Annotated in this window: 18 protein-coding genes; 5 read left to right on the plus strand and 13 right to left on the minus strand. The window is 30.5% G+C overall.

Going from position 1 to position 16,337, the window contains the following annotated elements:
• The first annotated feature begins 3 nt into the window (after positions 1 to 3).
• A complete protein-coding gene (locus ACWJKS_RS09150; RefSeq protein ID WP_216303457.1) occupies positions 4 to 390 on the plus strand; it encodes a hypothetical protein in 387 nt (128 codons plus the stop codon).
• Positions 391 to 505: 115 nt separating this feature from the next.
• On the opposite strand, the gene ACWJKS_RS09155 is transcribed toward ACWJKS_RS09150, so the two are convergent.
• The 4 genes from ACWJKS_RS09155 to ACWJKS_RS09170 form a co-directional block, all read right to left on the minus strand.
• A complete protein-coding gene (locus tag ACWJKS_RS09155) occupies positions 506 to 820 on the minus strand; it encodes a hypothetical protein (RefSeq protein WP_462953829.1) in 315 nt (104 codons plus the stop codon).
• 58 nt (positions 821 to 878) lie between these two features.
• Complete coding sequence (locus tag ACWJKS_RS09160; protein ID WP_462961016.1) at positions 879 to 1,736, minus strand: DegV family protein; 858 nt, start codon at positions 1,734 to 1,736, stop codon at positions 879 to 881.
• Positions 1,737 to 1,764: 28 nt separating this feature from the next.
• Positions 1,765 to 2,721: an ROK family protein gene (locus ACWJKS_RS09165; protein WP_216303454.1), complete on the minus strand. Its 957-nt coding sequence runs from the start codon at positions 2,719 to 2,721 to the stop codon at positions 1,765 to 1,767.
• Between the two features lie 309 nt (positions 2,722 to 3,030).
• Complete coding sequence (locus tag ACWJKS_RS09170) at positions 3,031 to 3,171, minus strand: hypothetical protein (RefSeq protein ID WP_165412796.1); 141 nt, start codon at positions 3,169 to 3,171, stop codon at positions 3,031 to 3,033.
• A gap of 317 nt (positions 3,172 to 3,488) precedes the next feature.
• Between ACWJKS_RS09170 and ACWJKS_RS09175 the strand changes: the two genes are divergently transcribed.
• On the plus strand, positions 3,489 to 3,641 hold the full coding sequence (locus tag ACWJKS_RS09175; protein WP_165412795.1) for a lmo0937 family membrane protein: 153 nt from the start codon (positions 3,489 to 3,491) through the stop codon (positions 3,639 to 3,641).
• A 74-nt stretch (positions 3,642 to 3,715) separates the two neighbouring features.
• On the opposite strand, the gene ACWJKS_RS09180 is transcribed toward ACWJKS_RS09175, so the two are convergent.
• The 5 genes from ACWJKS_RS09180 to ACWJKS_RS09200 form a co-directional block, all read right to left on the minus strand.
• Positions 3,716 to 4,021, minus strand: a complete 306-nt coding sequence (locus ACWJKS_RS09180; RefSeq protein ID WP_165412794.1) for a hypothetical protein — start codon at positions 4,019 to 4,021, stop codon at positions 3,716 to 3,718.
• Between the two features lie 116 nt (positions 4,022 to 4,137).
• A complete protein-coding gene (locus ACWJKS_RS09185; protein WP_462961017.1) occupies positions 4,138 to 5,082 on the minus strand; it encodes a TRM11 family SAM-dependent methyltransferase in 945 nt (314 codons plus the stop codon).
• A 14-nt stretch (positions 5,083 to 5,096) separates the two neighbouring features.
• Complete coding sequence (locus ACWJKS_RS09190; RefSeq protein ID WP_165412792.1) at positions 5,097 to 6,005, minus strand: alpha/beta hydrolase; 909 nt, start codon at positions 6,003 to 6,005, stop codon at positions 5,097 to 5,099.
• 77 nt (positions 6,006 to 6,082) lie between these two features.
• Positions 6,083 to 8,830 carry a type I pullulanase gene (gene pulA / locus ACWJKS_RS09195; protein WP_462961018.1) on the minus strand — a complete coding sequence of 916 codons (2,748 nt, stop codon included), beginning with the start codon at positions 8,828 to 8,830 and terminating at the stop codon, positions 6,083 to 6,085.
• 338 nt (positions 8,831 to 9,168) lie between these two features.
• Positions 9,169 to 9,405: a TIGR04540 family protein gene (locus ACWJKS_RS09200; RefSeq protein ID WP_165412791.1), complete on the minus strand. Its 237-nt coding sequence runs from the start codon at positions 9,403 to 9,405 to the stop codon at positions 9,169 to 9,171.
• A 196-nt stretch (positions 9,406 to 9,601) separates the two neighbouring features.
• Here ACWJKS_RS09200 and ACWJKS_RS09205 point away from each other — a divergent pair, with 196 nt between their 5' ends.
• Positions 9,602 to 9,769 (plus strand): hypothetical protein, encoded by a 168-nt coding sequence (locus tag ACWJKS_RS09205; protein ID WP_224578941.1) that lies wholly within the window; start codon positions 9,602 to 9,604, stop codon positions 9,767 to 9,769.
• A 91-nt stretch (positions 9,770 to 9,860) separates the two neighbouring features.
• Here ACWJKS_RS09205 and deoD read toward each other — a convergent pair whose 3' ends face one another.
• Complete coding sequence (gene deoD, locus ACWJKS_RS09210; RefSeq protein WP_165412790.1) at positions 9,861 to 10,574, minus strand: purine-nucleoside phosphorylase; 714 nt, start codon at positions 10,572 to 10,574, stop codon at positions 9,861 to 9,863.
• Between the two features lie 407 nt (positions 10,575 to 10,981).
• Between deoD and nudC the strand changes: the two genes are divergently transcribed.
• Positions 10,982 to 11,809: an NAD(+) diphosphatase gene (gene nudC, locus ACWJKS_RS09215; RefSeq protein ID WP_165412789.1), complete on the plus strand. Its 828-nt coding sequence runs from the start codon at positions 10,982 to 10,984 to the stop codon at positions 11,807 to 11,809.
• A 577-nt stretch (positions 11,810 to 12,386) separates the two neighbouring features.
• Positions 12,387 to 13,562, plus strand: coding sequence for a DUF4317 family protein (locus tag ACWJKS_RS09220; protein ID WP_220320189.1), 1,176 nt, complete (start codon positions 12,387 to 12,389; stop codon positions 13,560 to 13,562).
• 49 nt (positions 13,563 to 13,611) lie between these two features.
• Here the strand turns inward: ACWJKS_RS09220 and ACWJKS_RS09225 are convergent, their stop codons facing one another.
• Genes ACWJKS_RS09225 through ACWJKS_RS09235 form a run of 3 tightly spaced genes read right to left on the minus strand, consistent with a single transcriptional unit; the run spans position 13,612 to position 16,255 of the window.
• Positions 13,612 to 14,307, minus strand: a complete 696-nt coding sequence (locus ACWJKS_RS09225; protein WP_165412788.1) for a response regulator — start codon at positions 14,305 to 14,307, stop codon at positions 13,612 to 13,614.
• Between the two features lie 5 nt (positions 14,308 to 14,312).
• The gene (locus ACWJKS_RS09230) at positions 14,313 to 15,884 is read right to left on the minus strand and encodes an ATP-binding protein (RefSeq protein ID WP_216302836.1); all 1,572 of its coding nucleotides are present in this window, start codon (positions 15,882 to 15,884) and stop codon (positions 14,313 to 14,315) included.
• Positions 15,885 to 15,904: 20 nt separating this feature from the next.
• Entirely contained in the window at positions 15,905 to 16,255 is a 351-nt protein-coding gene (locus ACWJKS_RS09235; protein ID WP_462961019.1) for an FMN-binding protein, read from the minus strand.
• Positions 16,256 to 16,337 lie beyond the last annotated feature (82 nt).

Genomic DNA, 16,337 nt, shown 5'->3' on the forward strand with positions numbered 1-16,337 from the left:
TATATGAAAAAGTTAATTAATAATATAAAAAATGAAAATATTGAATTAACAGAAGAAGCAGCAACAAGTAGCAGTGACAATATTCAACAAGCTTTTGAAATAAGTATTCATGATGGAAAAGGCTTTTACGAAACTGGGGTAAGCACCGCGTTTTGGTCAACTTTAATGATTACAGCAAAAATTTTTCAGCCTGAAACGGGAGAATGGACAATTAAAATTAAAGATAAAGCTAGAAAAAATTTAGTGGTTTATGAAAATTATCATGTGGTACATGATAAAGAGATTTCATTTAATTATAAAACAAGCTTAAAAGTAAATCTTTTAATTGAGGCTACTTGGAACCAAGTTAAAGACACAATTTTAAGTGGAGAATTATCAATTAAGTACTAAAGCGCTGTTATTCTTTGAAAATAAACCTTTTCATATTAAAACATAAAATCCATTAAAACCTTAAGATTTTAATGGACTTTATGTTTTATAGAAAATTTAAAAAGTGATTATAATATTAGACTTGTTCATTAACTTTTTCTAACAAAATAAAAAAGTCTTCTTCATTTTTACGTTCTAAATATGTGTCTATAAGTGACTGAGTAGACAATTTACTAAAGCCCTTATATCCATTGTCCAATATATCAGTTAAAACACTTATGAAATAATCTTTACTTTTATCTATATCCTTAAGCATCTTATATGATATATCCTTTATTAATTCTTCTTTTATATTTTCTCGTAGCTTTTCAGTATATTTTTTCATAAAAATTTGTGTTTCTTCAGGATATGCAGAAAAATCTCCTGAAATTATATCTTGAATTTCCAACATAACCACTCCTTAGTAATTTCTGTTTTAAAATGTATTTTTATTAATTATATATATTTATTTAGTTTTTAGTGAGGCGTTCTTTTACTATCACAAGTCCAAGTAATCCAGGCCCTGTATGAACTCCAGCCACTGGACTAATTTCTCCAAAGGATAATCTTGTAATATTTTGAAGACCGGCAATTGTGTCAGAAAAGATCTTTGCTTCTTCATAAGCGCCACCGTGCATAATCCAAACTTTACAAGGAGATATTGCAAGAGCTTCTCTTGCAATATCTCCAAGTTTACTTGTAGCTTTCTTTTTTCCTTTTGCCTTTGCATAAGTATAATATGCGCCCTCTTTATTAATTGATATTATTAGTTTTATGTTTAAAATTTCCCCTATGGTACCGGAAACTTTTCCAATTCTACCGCCTTTAGTTAGATATTTTAGTGTATCCACCGCATAGTAAACAGTGATTCTATTTCTTATTTCAGGCAGATCTTTTACAATTTCCTCAAAGCCTTTTCCACAGCTGATCATTTCACCACATTCTTCAACAATTGCCGCCTCGCCAATAGTTAATGATTTAGAATCAAAAACGCAGGTTTCTATAGATGGATGATTTTCACTTACCAATCTCAATGTATTATATGTGCCTGATAACGCTTCAGATATTACTACTGCAATGGCATGTGTATATCCTTTCGCTTCAAGCTTTAAATACAAGTCTTCCATATCATTCATTGAAGGTAATGAAGTTGAGGGGATCTCATGTACGAAATTATCATAAACTTCTTTTGGGGTAATAGTTACCCTGTCAATGTACTCTCTATCCTTATATATTATTCTTAGAGGAAGTACAAATAGATCGTATTTTTCAATCATTTCTTTATCAACATCAGAAGTACTATCCGTAATAAGTGCAATCTTACTCATTTTAATTTCACCTTTCTTATTTTATTGTTTATTCAATAGTTCCATGTTTTGCAATCATCGCTGCACCAATTATACCTGCTTTATTACCTAGTTCTGCTAAAACAATTTTAGCAATAGGTAATTCAGAATAAGACTTGTTCGCTGCAACTTCATTTATAACCTTATCCAAAAGATATTGGCCTGCCCCTGCAACACCGCCACCTAATGCTATTATTTCTGGATCAATGAAATTGACTATATTAAGTATTCCTATGCTTAGATATTTCACTAAGCGATTCACTGCTAAATTTGCTATTATATCTCCTTCTCTAGCACAATCAAATATTATTTTTGCATCTATATTGTTAACATTTCCTCCTGCCCTTTCTATTATTATAGTGCTTTCATTCATTTCCTCAATTAGTTTTATTGTATGTTTTATTATAGCAGTAGATGAAGCGAAGGTTTCTAAGCAACCATTTCTTCCACAATTGCAATTGTAAAAATTTTCACCAACAACCATATGTCCAATTTCCGAGCCTATACCATTAAATCCACTATATACTTCACCATTTAAAATAATTCCCCCACCAATACCTGTTCCTAATGTAAGCATCAAGCTACTTTTACAATTCTTCATTGAGCCATTCTCATATTCCGCAAGTGCGGCCACCGTAGCATCATTATCTATATAAATTGGTTTATTAAGTGCATTTCCCAACATCTCTCTTAAATGTACATTCTTCCATCCAAGATTCACACAAAATATTACATTCCCATTTTTATCAGCTAAGCCCGGAATACCGATACCTATCGCCTTTATTCTTTTTAGTGGCATATTGAAATCCTCTAAAGTGTTTAAAACTAGAACTACCATATCCTCTATTATCTCATTGGGGTCCCTCCCCACTCTTGTAGCACATGATTTTTCATACTTTATGTTTCCTTGATCATCAACGATGCCAACTGCAATATTAGTGCCTCCTAAATCAATACCTATATACATATACTTCTTCCTTTCATAGCCTCTGCTACAGTTCTTTTATTTAATAAATATATATTCAATTTAAAACCATAAATTTCATTTAAAGGTATTCGCCATCAAACTAAAAAATAATTAAATTTTCATCGTTTTTATTCCAATATGCTTTGACATTATATTCATAAAGGATTAGAAAGATATCAATTTAAACAGTTTCAGACAGATTAGTAGTGAATATTTTTAAAATTGGTTTGGTTTTGTATATGAATAAATTATACCATATATACGTATTTTTACTTTGTAAATTTAAAAAAGAACCCAAGTAATTTTAAATTACTTGGGCTCTTTTTTAACAGATTTATATTTTGAATTATTTTTTTCATCCGGATTTATATATTCATAATCACCTACTTCATTTTTCCTGATTCCTAAAGATGCCATTTGTTTATTAGTAGTTTTAAGTTTATTAGCCATGTATCCACCTCTTTCTATAATATGGTTGCCATAAAAAAAATATTTATACGTTATTTTTATACAAGAACTGGAGTTAAATCATCTCCTGCGAAGCTGCAACATCTTCGCAGAAGATGCATTGACGACTTCAGAAGGAGATTTATACTCTCACTGAAGTTTTCTATTTGTTAGGGCATATAACTCCCTATTGTAGAAGTGGGAGACTATCTTTTTGAAATGTCGTTAAAATCACTTCGCATATTTCATCTGAATTTAGGTAATTATAATATTAAAATAAATTTAAAAAATAAATATAAATGTGAAAGGTGGTGTTTTATATGGGAGTTTTACGTTGGATAGGCGGAATAGTAGTATTCTTTTGGGCATTAGGGCTTATATTTAGAGTTGGTGGCAGTATGATCCATATATTACTTCTAATAGCTGCAATTGTATTCATCGTGGATATGCTTTCAGGAAAAAGAAGAACCTAGGGACATATCCTATTGGATTCATGAGAAAAAATAATGCTACACAGGATATCTATTGTTAAATATCCTGTGTAACATTATTTTTTCGCCTTTTTTGCTATTCCAGCATATAAATATTCTAGGTGATTCGTATTAACGTCTCCCATTTTTAATATATCTATTCTACTTTTAGCCTTATCTAGAACTTCCTTTGCTTCATCAAAGTCCAGTTGCTTTATGCAAGAACTTGCATATTCTAGTAAATAATCAATTTTTATAACTACTTTTGCTAAGTCTTCCTTATCCTCATTTATCAAATTAATTAATATAGAATATATTTGGGGAGAAGCCGTTCCCTTATAATTATATAAAAGATCATTATTTTTACTGCTTTTTTTTGTCATATCTAACACCTCTTTATTTTTTAAAGTTTTATATTTAACATTACTTTTAAAGACATTTCAGAAGGAAAGTCTCCCAGTTCTATATTGCAGAGCTCCGCAGGAGATGATTCACCATATTAACTACATATGAATATATGCCTTTTAAAGGTCCCTTTAGACACTGTACACCGATCATCTATGTGAAAACCAACGGAAGTAATTTCCTCTTCCATATCATCAAAAGTAATTATTACCATTCTATCAGCTATTCTACGAGTGCTACTTATAATAGCTAGCTGTTCCTCGGTCGTAATTTGAGTAAATATACCATAAGGAAGATCAACTATGGCCACATTAAATTTATTCGCAATATCATTCATATCACAAATAGTTATTACATCATCATATCCAAAATACCGGAGGTTTGCCTTTGCATTTTCACCAATGTATGGATTTATCTCATAACCTTTAATATTAATATCCATTGAAATAGCTTCAATTAGTACCGTCCCAATGCCACAACATGGATCTACAACGCTGCAATTTAGATTATTAGCTACAGCTATATTAACAAGGGCCCGACATACATTCACCTTTAGTGCATTTGAATAAGAAAAAGGTTTTTTATTGTGCAATAGCCATTCAGAAGCATTGCTCTCACATTCACCAAATATCCATTTGTTAGCTATTTTTGTTATGCCAAAGATAATTCCGGGATTTTTCATTTCAGCTTCTCCTAGTATATTAAAGCCTATTTCGAACTCAATCCTACGCCTCTCATGAAAACCAATATTTTCATCAGTCGCATTGATATAAGCAACTTTATAATTTATTCCGGTAAGTTTATCCATAACAATTTGATCGATAATCTGTTTCATTGTTTCTCCGGTATACATTATAGAAATGCATTTTTTTATAAAAGGACTTCTAGATGGATCCACATAAATATCAGAAAACAAGTGCTTTTCATCAAGGTGTTTATTAAAGAGGCACTTTATTTCCATTTTGCATAGGCTTTCTTCATCACTCGAATAATTAGTTGTGTATAAATACTTCTTTTCATTTTGTGGTAGCTGAAACATTAAAGCACATCCTTTTAAATTATATTGATAGCTTTTAAAAATCCATCAACTTTTTTTTCGTAATCATCTTTGTTCTTCCAATACGCCTCGGCATGGCCTGCACTCGGTGCAATATATATATCTTTGTAGCCCTTCTTTACTGAGTACATTTGGTTACACATAAAAGTAGGTACATAGTCATCTTCTTCACCATGAATAAACAATATCGGAGTTTTCACATTAGGTAAAGTAGTTATAGGTGATACATCTTTGAAGTCCCATCCAACTCGAATTTTGCTGATTTTACTTGATAATTTTATGAGTGGAAATCTCTTTATACCGTAATCTTTTTCTAATCTGTGTTTAAATAAATCTTCTGCATCAGAATATCCACAGTCATCTATACAAAACTTAATTCTATCATCTATTGCAATATTTTGAAGAACTATGCCGGCACCCATGGACTCGCCATGTAATCCGACGATGATATCATTTCCTAATTTATTAAACAGCCAATCGGTGCATTTTTTTAAATCAAACTTTTCATAATAACCAAAAGAAGTATTTTTCCCACCACTTAGACCGTGATTTCTATGATCATAAATAAAGATAGCAAAACCTCTTTTTAAAAACATATCCATATATTTAACAGAGCCATACAAACTCCAAGTTATTCCGTGACACAATATTATAGTTCTTTTTGCATTGTTATTTGGAAAGAAGAAACCATGAATTTTATAACCATACTGGGAATCGAGATATACTTCTTGTTTTTCCAAATTATCAAATTTTTCTATTTCTATTTTCCCTTGTTCTACTTCGTGATCATAGGTAAAATTATATTTTGCAACCCTAGGATATATAATTATACTAGAAAAGTGCCACCCTATAATAAAAATAGTAATAATAATTAAAATTGATATAAATAATGCTATATTTATCATGATAATCCCTCCTCTAAAAAAAAAGACCCTTGTATTTTATCATAAGGGCCATTCAAAATACACAATAAGTTGTAATACTAAGATTTCTTTCTAACCTTCAAAACATATATCATGCAAGCAATCCCAGCTAAGATTAATACAGCATAAATCCAAAAGGTTAATGTCATAAAAATATATTCTGATTCGAAATAAATTACAGTAGAGCTTAGAGCAGGGACTACTAATGAATCACCTTTAAATTGTTTTATAGTTTTAACACCTGCTTGTTCTCCATCTACAACAATATTCCACGTGCCTTTCTTAGATAATTTAATGGTTGTGTCTTCTCTATTTGCATTAAAAGCTACTACAATATTCGCCCAAGTATCCATATTTGCACTGTAGTTCATTTCGTATGCTACCACATTTTCAGGGACTGTTAAAAAATTCAAGTTTTTCTTAATCATATCCGCTGAAGACATTCTGAAGGCCGGATGTGCTTTTCTTAACTCTATTAAACCTTTGAAATAATTAACAGTGTTGATGTTTTCTGATTTTCGAGTCCAATCAAGTTTATTTACACTATCAGGAGACTTATAGGAGTTGTTATCGCCACCTTTAGTTCTCAAAAATTCCTGTCCTGATTGAAAGAATGGAATACCTTGGGAAGTAAGAATTATAGCATCTGCCATTTTGTGCATTTTTAATCTTGCTTCATCATTATCTTTTGGGTTTGTTAAAATAAGTTTATCCCATAATGTATTATTATTGTGAGATTCAGCATAAGTAATAGATTGTACAGGGTCAACTTTTTCCCAAGTTTTTATACCACTTGAGTAATCTATACCTCCGACTATTCCTTTTTTAATGTCTGTCTCCGCATTAGTTTTACCGTTAATAAAGCCCTTTGATTTTACTTCGAATACGCTACCTTTTATTCCATCTTTCATTTTATCATTGAAATGTGATATTCCAGGCATTTTACTCGCATTTTTCTGTATTGCCGCTTTATCTTCTGAAAGAGTAGTCCCAATATTAGAGCTCTCTCCGATAATGAGAATCGAAGGATCTATATTATTTAATTTTTTTCTAACTTCATTCATTGTATTTATATCAATGAGCCCCATATTATCGAATTTAAATCCATCTATATTATATTCTTTTGCCCAATACATTACGGAATCTACAATAAACTTTCTTGTCATTGCATTTTCTGAAGCAAGGGTATTCCCATACCCACTTTCATCTGTGTTGCTACCATCTTTATCGTATCTATAATAATATCCTGGTACTAATTTATTGAAATTAGAATCATAGCTATTGTACATGTGATTATAAACTACATCCATGGTTACCCTTAATCCGTTATCATGAAGAGATTGTACTGCTTGTTTCAATTCTTTAACTCTAGTGATAGGATTGTATGGATCTGTTGAATAACTTCCTTCAGGTGCATTATAATTTTTAGGATTGTAACCCCAGTTAAATTGTGGCTTTTTTGAAGTCTCATCCACACTAGCATAATCAAACATTGGCATAAACTCCACATGCGTTACCCCTAGGTCTTTTATATAATCAACACCCGTCTTGGTACCATCTGTTCCCTTTGTCCCTGTTTCAGTAAACGCTAAAAATTTACCTTTGTTTTCCATACCACTATTTTGGTCTATAGAAAAGTCTCTAACATGTAGTTCGTATATAATTGCATCATTTAGATTTGTGAAATTAGGTTTTTCACTTGGCTTCCATTTTTCAGGAGTTGTTTCCTTTAAGTCAATTACAGCGCCCTTATCTCCATTTACAGACACAGAACGAGCATAAGGATCTACAGCCTCGTTCCAAACCCCTGCAATATTGACCTTATAAGTATAAAATATATCCTTTTGATCTCCATTTAAGTCAAAGGTCCAAGTGCCTTTGACGCTTTTTTTCATGCTAGATTCATTACCAATTTTATCATCCCATTTTTTATAAGTTACAATCTTTACCTCGGTTGCAGTTGGTGCCCATACTCTAAAGCTTGTTTTATTGGTAGAATAAGTATTACCTAAATCATTTCCTTCATAATAAAACATTTTTTCAAAACCAGCACTTCCCATTACATCCCCAATCACTACGTCCTTTTCCGGAAAACCTTCCTTAGAAACCGTAAGTTTTTGACTTAGTTTAACATTTTCACTAAGCTCTATCTTCGCAACTGTTGTAGTACCATCTTTTACTTCATTACTTGTTACTTCTTTTATTTTTACAGACTTACCATCGGCCTTAACTATAATGCCTTCAGTACTTTGTGCGATAAATTTAAATGCTAAGCTTGTTTCTATGCTTATGCTATTCAAGTCATCTAATTTTGCAGCTATAAATTTACCTGACTTATCTAAATTATTTCCAGCAGGTACGACCACCTTGGGAGCACCCGCTTTAGCTTCAGCTACTGAATAGTATACTTTAGAGTCGCCTCCATTGATCCAAACTTCCCGAGCACCATCATTGAATTTCTCAATAAATCTATTCTCATCAGTGTCCTTTTCCCCTTTGTCTGTGCGTACTATAAACCCCACTTTATCATCGAATTTATCATCGAATTTAACTTCACATATCTCACCAAATGCATCCTTGCCAGCGACATCGAACTTACTTCCCTCTTCATCATCAGTCAACAACCACATGTTCCATTTTAAATCACTGCTTGGATTTTTAGCATAATGAACAATTATCTTCATATTACCGCTTTTAGCAAAAGTATCCATGCTTGGGAACAGAAAAAACAATTCTGTTATAACTAAAATAGCTGCAAGAAAAATGCTAAATGCCTTACTCTTGTTACTCTGAATATCAAAGTTCATAAATTTCTCCTCTAAAAAAATTATGGTCATCTAATCTATGTACTATCACTTACTATATAAACATTTTTAACCTTAATCCATTATATAATTTTAGAAAGATATATACAAGTAATTTATTAATCTCTTAAATCATCTTCTGCGAAGCTACAATAGCTCCGCAGGAGATGGTTTACGACTGCGGAAGGGAATGTATCCTATTCCACAAGTGAAAAACCGTACACTTTATCTCCCGTGTACGGTTTTCATTAGTTTTATTTGTAACATCATCTAAATAAAAAGACGTTTACTTAAATCATCTCCTGCGGAGCTACCTATTTTCATTTCTTATAGCTGCATAATTAATCTTGGCTTTCTGAGAATACCTTGTTAATAATATCTACTCTGGAACTACCTATTATATTAGATATTTTTAAAGATATATTACCATCCTTATAAATTCTATCCTCATTTGCATTAACTAATACCATTATTTTTTCTTTTAACTTTTCATATGATATAACATCATCCAAATAAAAATCCACTAAATCCTTCAAACATGATGCTAATGCTTTTGGGTCCTTATAAACTTTTCTCATACTGTACTCCTTATTATTCATTTTAATGTGTATCTTCTTATTATAGCCTAATATCTTTAAAATTTAAAGATATGTTGAAGGAATTGTAGCTACTTTCTATATAATTACCTTGGGAAATGTATTGTTTACAATTTTAACCAAAGAAATTTTACTAATATTAGGCAAGTATGATGTAATTGCTAATTGGAGGTATTTTATGATATTTTATTTTTCAGGAACTGGTAATTCACTTTATATTGCTAAAAGCATAGCAATGCAAAATAACGAAAATCTAATTTCCATAGCAGCTACTATGAAGAAAGATAACGAATCCTATGAATACACATTAAAAGATAGCATCCTAAAATTAGAGTTAATGATATGATAATAAATTAACTCTAAAAAACCCTCAATAATTTTATATTGAGGGTTTTTTAGAGTTAAGCATGAATGGAACTAGATTTACTACTTGACTATTATTCAGCCATCTCTAAAGCTATTTTCATCATATTAGTAAAGGCTTCTTGTCTTTCTTGAGACGTAGTCACCTCATGAGTTACTAAATTATCAGAGACTGTTAATAAACAAGATGCTTTCTTCCCCAATATATTTGCATTATGGAATAGAGCAAATGATTCCATTTCTACGCAAGTACAACCGTACTTTTCATAAATATCCTTATACTCATCAAAATTTTCACGATAAAATACATCCGATGAGTGAACTCTATTTTTATGAATTTTTATGCCTAAATCCTCTGCCGTTTTCTCTAACTTACTATTTAAAACAGATGATGCAGCAATTGTATCGGATTCATATCCACTTTGAGTTTTTGCATAAGTGGATTCACTCCAAGCCTCAGTGCAAAGTACTACATCATATAAGTTTAAATCAGCAGTGTAAGCACCACATGAACCAATTCGTATAATATTTTCTACACCATAAAAATTAAATAATTCATATGAGTAGATACCAATACTAGGCATACCCATGCCACTAGCCATTACAGAAATTTTACGTCCTTTATATGTACCCGTGTATCCAAATATATTTCGTACGTTATTAAATTTGGATACATTTTGTAAAAATGTTTCTGCAATAAATTGTGCCCGTAATGGATCCCCCGGCATTAAGACTGTTTTTGCAATAATTCCTTCTTCTTTTACTTCAATATGCGCTGTTGGTATCATATTGAAACCTCCTTATACTTATATTTATTTTTTGAAATATAGTGAATTGTATTCCTACTAATAACAATTAAGGTACATTCATATTATACCAAATTAAAAGTATAAAAAAATGCTATATGCTATTTATTTGACAATATTTTTGATTTAATTTACAAACTCAAGCATATCTAATATATAGATTGTTATTTCGGCTTTTTTACAATATTAATTATTAATGTAGGTTTACATTTTTGTAGGTTTACATAATTACAATTATGTAAACCTATTTTCGTTATATCTCAAATTCTTTTTATTTATTAATTTTTATAATATTAATAATTATTCGTGTATGATATAATTGTATGATAATTAAAATGAATTCTAATTGTTTAGACAATTTAAAATTATAGATTGGAGATATGATACTAATGCATAACGATAAAATTATATCAACTTTTATACCCTCAGTAGCTTCAATTTTACCTGAAACAAATAATGATATTTATTTTTTATTTTACAAGGATGAGTTATTAGTTAAATCTGACGCTAATAAAACAACAATACCTACAATTAGAGATCTAGTAGATTTAAAATTAAATAATATTCAATATCTTGGCTCCATAAATGGTGAAAATTGCTTTTGTGGAGAAATGAATAAAGATGCTATTATCCCAAACAGTATGTGTTTGCTCGACCTTAAATCTTTAACTCACCAGTTACCTAACGAAATGTTTTGGATAGCTGGGAGAGCTAAACAAATAGTAAGCTTTAATAATGATCATAAATATTGTGGCAGATGTGGCACATTAACTCAGAGCGTTGGTGGAGAAAGATCTAAAAAATGTTCCAAGTGTGGACTTGTAAATTACCCTAGGATTTGTCCAGCTATAATTGTAGCTGTTGTAAAAGATGGGAAATTACTTCTTGCTCATAATAATCAATTTCCGAAAGATTTATATAGTGTAGTTTCTGGTTTTGTAGAGGTTGGAGAGACTTTTGAGGAGTGTGTTGTTCGCGAAGTTTGTGAAGAAACAGGCATTACTGTAAAAAATATAAAATATTTTGGAAATCAACCTTGGCCTTTTCCTAATTCTCTAATGATAGGATTTACTTGCGAATACGAAAGCGGAGAAATACAAGTAGACGGAAAAGAAATTGGGCATGCTAAATGGTATAGTTCTACTGAACTACCTTTAACACCTGATAGTATAAGCATAGCTAAAAAATTGATTGACTGGTTTACTGAAAACAATTAAATCAGAGAATATATATACTAATACACAAACAAATAGAAGTTAGAATCCTTAATTCACAACGAATTAGATTCTAACTTCTATTTGTTCTTAATATATTTAACAATATTTTTTCTCCTTAAACTATATTTTCTTTTTAAATTTTAATCAATAAATCAGTATAGTGTTACAATTTTAATACTTAATTTATTACGGTTAAACTTAACTTTTGTATTCCTAAGTAATTTATAAAATGGCTTCCTAGCCGATTGCAATGGCAATCATCTTTGAATTCTTAGTTTACGTATAGTTTCTATATATTTTTTATGACCTCTCCCCACTCTATTATATTTTATTGGGGGTATCAAGTTTGTTTAAAGATTTTACTAAATATATGATAAGTTGCGCTTCTTATATTTATAATATAACATGATAATTATAATTTGTCAATAGTTATTATTAATCAACAAAGGAAATTTTATAATTCCAATCCATAATTTTGTGGTATAATTTTATGTATATGAAAGAAAATAACAAGTCACTGATTTCGAGAATATTTTCTTGAATTGCTTATAAAATAACAATGAAAAGAGGTTTAATGATGAATAAAAAAGAGTTGGCAAACATAAGAAAAGGGTTTAAATTAGATAGTGGCATGATGAAAATCCAGGAGATTTATAGTGTTTATCTAAAAAAAGATAATGTACGAATTGATTATGAGCCAGTTATTCATTCAGAATTTGATTACTTTGATAGAATGGATATGGATAAAAAAGAGTTGTTCTTAGGTAATTTTAAGAAAGTTCTTACCGGTGCTATTGATACTAAAATTTTCGAGTTGAATGTTCAAAATATAGAAGAAGAAAATAATACTCAAGAAATTTTAGGTGGTGCTTTAAAATCAAGTGATAAAAATGAAATTCAAAGCTACATTAATAAGCTTATTGAAAAGATTGCGGCTAACTATAAATATGAAACTGATGTGGTGGTTACTTTCATTAAAGCTGAATACTGGCTAGGCTCTAGCCACAAAAATATGGATGCAAATGAAAGTATCGATGATGCTGTCCAAGCCTTTAACTTTATCCTAGCAAGTGTAAACAAAATAGATATTCCAAAGAGAACCCTAAAATTCGACTACACTGATAAGGAATTTAAAGCAAATTCAGCCCTAGATTCGGTTATTAATCTTAATGCCCCCTTGGAAGGCTTTATGTTTCCTAGCCTAACTAATGGGTATTCAGATATTAATAAAATTTTATATTACGCCTCAAAACCTAAGGAATTAAACACAGACTTTATTGAAAATGTTCTTAACTGTGCTTTTAAATTTACTGCTGAAGATGAAAAAAATTGCTTTAGTGATATATTAAAATCTATAATTGGAGATAAAATAAAACCTGAACTTATGCAAGATATTTATGCGAACATCCACGAATTTGCGGAGCAAGCTGACGAAGGTGAAACTCCTACTCTTTGCGCTAAAGATATTAAAAATATCCTTAATAATTCTGGTGCAGAGATTATATGCGATATAGAAACTGCTTTTGAGGAAACTTGTGGTAGCGAATATGATTTTAAGATAAACAATATTGTACCTGAATTTAATGCAAAATCCATTAAAATTACTAGTGAAATTGCAAATATTACTTTAACACCTAAGGAACTAAATTCAATTAAACAAGTAAAAAATAAGGACGGTAGAAGATGTCTACTTATTGAAATTGATGAGGATATTGTTATAGAAGGCTTTAAATTAGAAACTGAAGAGTTTTAAATTCTAACCCTCATAATAAAAGGAGAATATTAGTGCATCTTAGATGACACTAATATTCTCCTTTTATTCTATATTTGTTCTTAGGCCTACCAACTTTACCGTATTCCATTTCAACTACAAGTTTTTGTTCTTTCTCTAAATAATCTAAGTATCTTCTAGCAGTTATTCTAGAAACTCCGATATTTTTTGCCATCTGTTCTGATGTAAAAGAATTATCTTTCATGTTAGATATACCCACTAAAACTTTTTCGTAGGTGTATTGATTAAATCCCTTAATGTCACCAATATTCCCATCATATTCTATCACATGTCTATTCTCTTTTATGGTATATTTATCAATAGCTCCTTGCTCCATACTATCAAAGTTTTTAAAACTATTCTTTCTACTTTTAAATTGAAGAAGTGCTTCTTTAAATCTATTGAATATAAAGGGTTTAACTAAATAATCTACTGCACCATATCGAAAGGCTTCTTCAACCGTTTCTGTGTTCCTATCTGCTGTGATTAATATAACATCACATTTAAAATTTTGGAGTCGTATCCACTTTAATAAATCTATACCCTTCCCTTGAGGAAAAAAAACATCTAATAATATTAATTCAGGTTTCCCTCTTAATACAACTTCTTTTGCTTTTTCAATCGAGTTAACGCTATCATATAGTGTAAATCCCTCTATCTTTTTTAAAAATTTTTCGTTGATTTTTGCCACCATTGGGTCATCTTCAACAATAAGAACCTTAATCATATCATCTACCCCCTTTTCATCGGTATAAAAATATCCCATATAGTTCCATTTTCTTGCAGAATATTTATATCTCCACCAGCATAATCTATTATTTGCTTTACAATACTAAGCCCAAATCCTCTATTTCCAACTTTAGTTGTAAATCCGCGAACAAAAACACTATCCATTATATTTTCACTAATTCCAGGCCCATTATCCTGAATCCTTATTCTAAGTGCTTCATTAGTAGAATTTAATCTTATAAATATCCTACCATTTTCAAATTTCACTAATTCTTCAATAGAATTTTCTATTAAGTTTCCAATAACAGAGCAAATTTCATCTACTGTTATGTTTTCAGGAATTTTATCTATATAAGAATTTGAATCAATTTCTAAAGAAATCTTTGCTTCTGTTGCCTTGCTATATTTAGCAAGTAAGATCCCTGCTATGTGCGCATTCTTAATTTTTTTATTGAGAATATCAGAAACTTCGCCTCGTAGCTTCGATATATGACAAATATATTCAATTACCTCATCATATTCTTCTAATTGTATAAGTCCTGAAATAGTGTGAAGTTTGTTCATAAACTCGTGATTTTGTGCTCTTAAGGCACAGGTCATTTTTTTAATTCCCGTTAATTCTTCTGCCATATTCTTAACTTCTGTTAAGTCCTGAAAACTGGATACAACACCTATAATCTCTTCTCTATAATTTTTTAATAAGGTATGACTGCACATAAGGGTTCTATTCTGGCGTATTTTAATTTCTTGATTATATACCCCTTCATGAGTCCTCAATACTTCCATCATTTCATCTGTATAATTAAAGTTAAAATTAACAATCTTTTTACCTATATCCTCATCTTCTAGTTGTAATATTTCCTTAGCTATTTTATTAAAGAGTATTACTTTACCATCTTTATCAATAGCTAGAATTCCATTTTTAAGATTCTGCAAAATTAAGTCTCTCTGACCTAATAGAAGTGCAATTTCCTTTGGCTCTAGACCAAATATGCTCTTTTTTATTCTATTTGATAAAATGGCTGCGGCAATTATACCCATTAAAAGTCCACCTACTAAAGCTATCTTTAAACAAAATAAATGAAAGCTAAGTTCAGCATACACGGTATCGGTTAATAGACCCACTAAAACTGCTCCTACTTGTTCTCCTTTATAATATATGGGTACGAAGGCTCTTATTGCAGAAATCAGCACATTCCTGTCCTTAGATACATAAGACTCACCCTTTGCAATTACCCGTTCTTCTCCACCATCAGCATATTTTTTGCCTAGCGAATTTCCAAAGGGATAAGAATATTTTATTCCCTTCATATCCATAACAATAATATATTTAAATCTAGTTTTATCTCTGAAACTTTCTATAGTCTTTTGAACAGTTCCATAATCATTTGAGGTTGCTAAAGTTTCTTCAATTATATCAATAGAAGCAATAGTTACAGCTAAATCCATAGCATTATTTCCCATTTGAGTTTCCACAGAATTTCGTGCTTGGTAATAAGTAACAACTCCTATACTACCGATCACGATAAATATTATAATGCTCATAAATATTGTTAATCTATACTGTAATTTCAATAACACTCCACCTCATATTGTCATTTTTTAACTTTTGCTTTATTTAACCCATCCTTAATTGCTTTTATGAGCCCATCACTCGTATATGTAGCTCCTGCCACAACCTCAACCTCTGAACTATTGGCTTTAATGACTCTCACTGGGATCTTTTCATAAACTATATTAGCTATTATTGGTATTTCTTGTTGCTCCAATATCTTAATTTCTTTTATTTCATATTTGTCAGTTGCTATTTGTACTTTTATAGGCCCAATATGTCCTTCTGCATTTCCCTCATAGATTCCTTCTTTATAAATTATATTTTTAGAACCACAAGACACTAGGCTAATTGCTAAAACTATTATTAAAGTTAGTCCTAATAATTTTTTCAAATAAGTCCCCCCTCTTGTTATTAGAGCTTTCACGGAAACTCCTTAGCTCCTGTGATTACTCATTTTTAGTATCATTAATTTT

The organism is Clostridium sp. CM038, assembly GCF_055081105.1.

What these genes read in the sequence shown, in the direction of transcription:
- ACWJKS_RS09150 (WP_216303457.1), top strand. Translation starts at nt 4, where the DNA reads ATGAAAAAGTTAATTAATAATATAAAAAATGAAAATATTGAATTAACA.
- ACWJKS_RS09155 (WP_462953829.1), bottom strand. Translation starts at nt 820, where the DNA reads ATGTTGGAAATTCAAGATATAATTTCAGGAGATTTTTCTGCATATCCT.
- ACWJKS_RS09160 (WP_462961016.1), bottom strand. Translation starts at nt 1,736, where the DNA reads ATGAGTAAGATTGCACTTATTACGGATAGTACTTCTGATGTTGATAAA.
- ACWJKS_RS09165 (WP_216303454.1), bottom strand. Translation starts at nt 2,721, where the DNA reads ATGTATATAGGTATTGATTTAGGAGGCACTAATATTGCAGTTGGCATC.
- ACWJKS_RS09170 (WP_165412796.1), bottom strand. Translation starts at nt 3,171, where the DNA reads ATGGCTAATAAACTTAAAACTACTAATAAACAAATGGCATCTTTAGGA.
- ACWJKS_RS09175 (WP_165412795.1), top strand. Translation starts at nt 3,489, where the DNA reads ATGGGAGTTTTACGTTGGATAGGCGGAATAGTAGTATTCTTTTGGGCA.
- ACWJKS_RS09180 (WP_165412794.1), bottom strand. Translation starts at nt 4,021, where the DNA reads ATGACAAAAAAAAGCAGTAAAAATAATGATCTTTTATATAATTATAAG.
- ACWJKS_RS09185 (WP_462961017.1), bottom strand. Translation starts at nt 5,082, where the DNA reads ATGTTTCAGCTACCACAAAATGAAAAGAAGTATTTATACACAACTAAT.
- ACWJKS_RS09190 (WP_165412792.1), bottom strand. Translation starts at nt 6,005, where the DNA reads ATGATAAATATAGCATTATTTATATCAATTTTAATTATTATTACTATT.
- pulA (WP_462961018.1), bottom strand. Translation starts at nt 8,830, where the DNA reads ATGAACTTTGATATTCAGAGTAACAAGAGTAAGGCATTTAGCATTTTT.
- ACWJKS_RS09200 (WP_165412791.1), bottom strand. Translation starts at nt 9,405, where the DNA reads ATGAGAAAAGTTTATAAGGACCCAAAAGCATTAGCATCATGTTTGAAG.
- ACWJKS_RS09205 (WP_224578941.1), top strand. Translation starts at nt 9,602, where the DNA reads ATGATATTTTATTTTTCAGGAACTGGTAATTCACTTTATATTGCTAAA.
- deoD (WP_165412790.1), bottom strand. Translation starts at nt 10,574, where the DNA reads ATGATACCAACAGCGCATATTGAAGTAAAAGAAGAAGGAATTATTGCA.
- nudC (WP_165412789.1), top strand. Translation starts at nt 10,982, where the DNA reads ATGCATAACGATAAAATTATATCAACTTTTATACCCTCAGTAGCTTCA.
- ACWJKS_RS09220 (WP_220320189.1), top strand. Translation starts at nt 12,387, where the DNA reads ATGAATAAAAAAGAGTTGGCAAACATAAGAAAAGGGTTTAAATTAGAT.
- ACWJKS_RS09225 (WP_165412788.1), bottom strand. Translation starts at nt 14,307, where the DNA reads ATGATTAAGGTTCTTATTGTTGAAGATGACCCAATGGTGGCAAAAATC.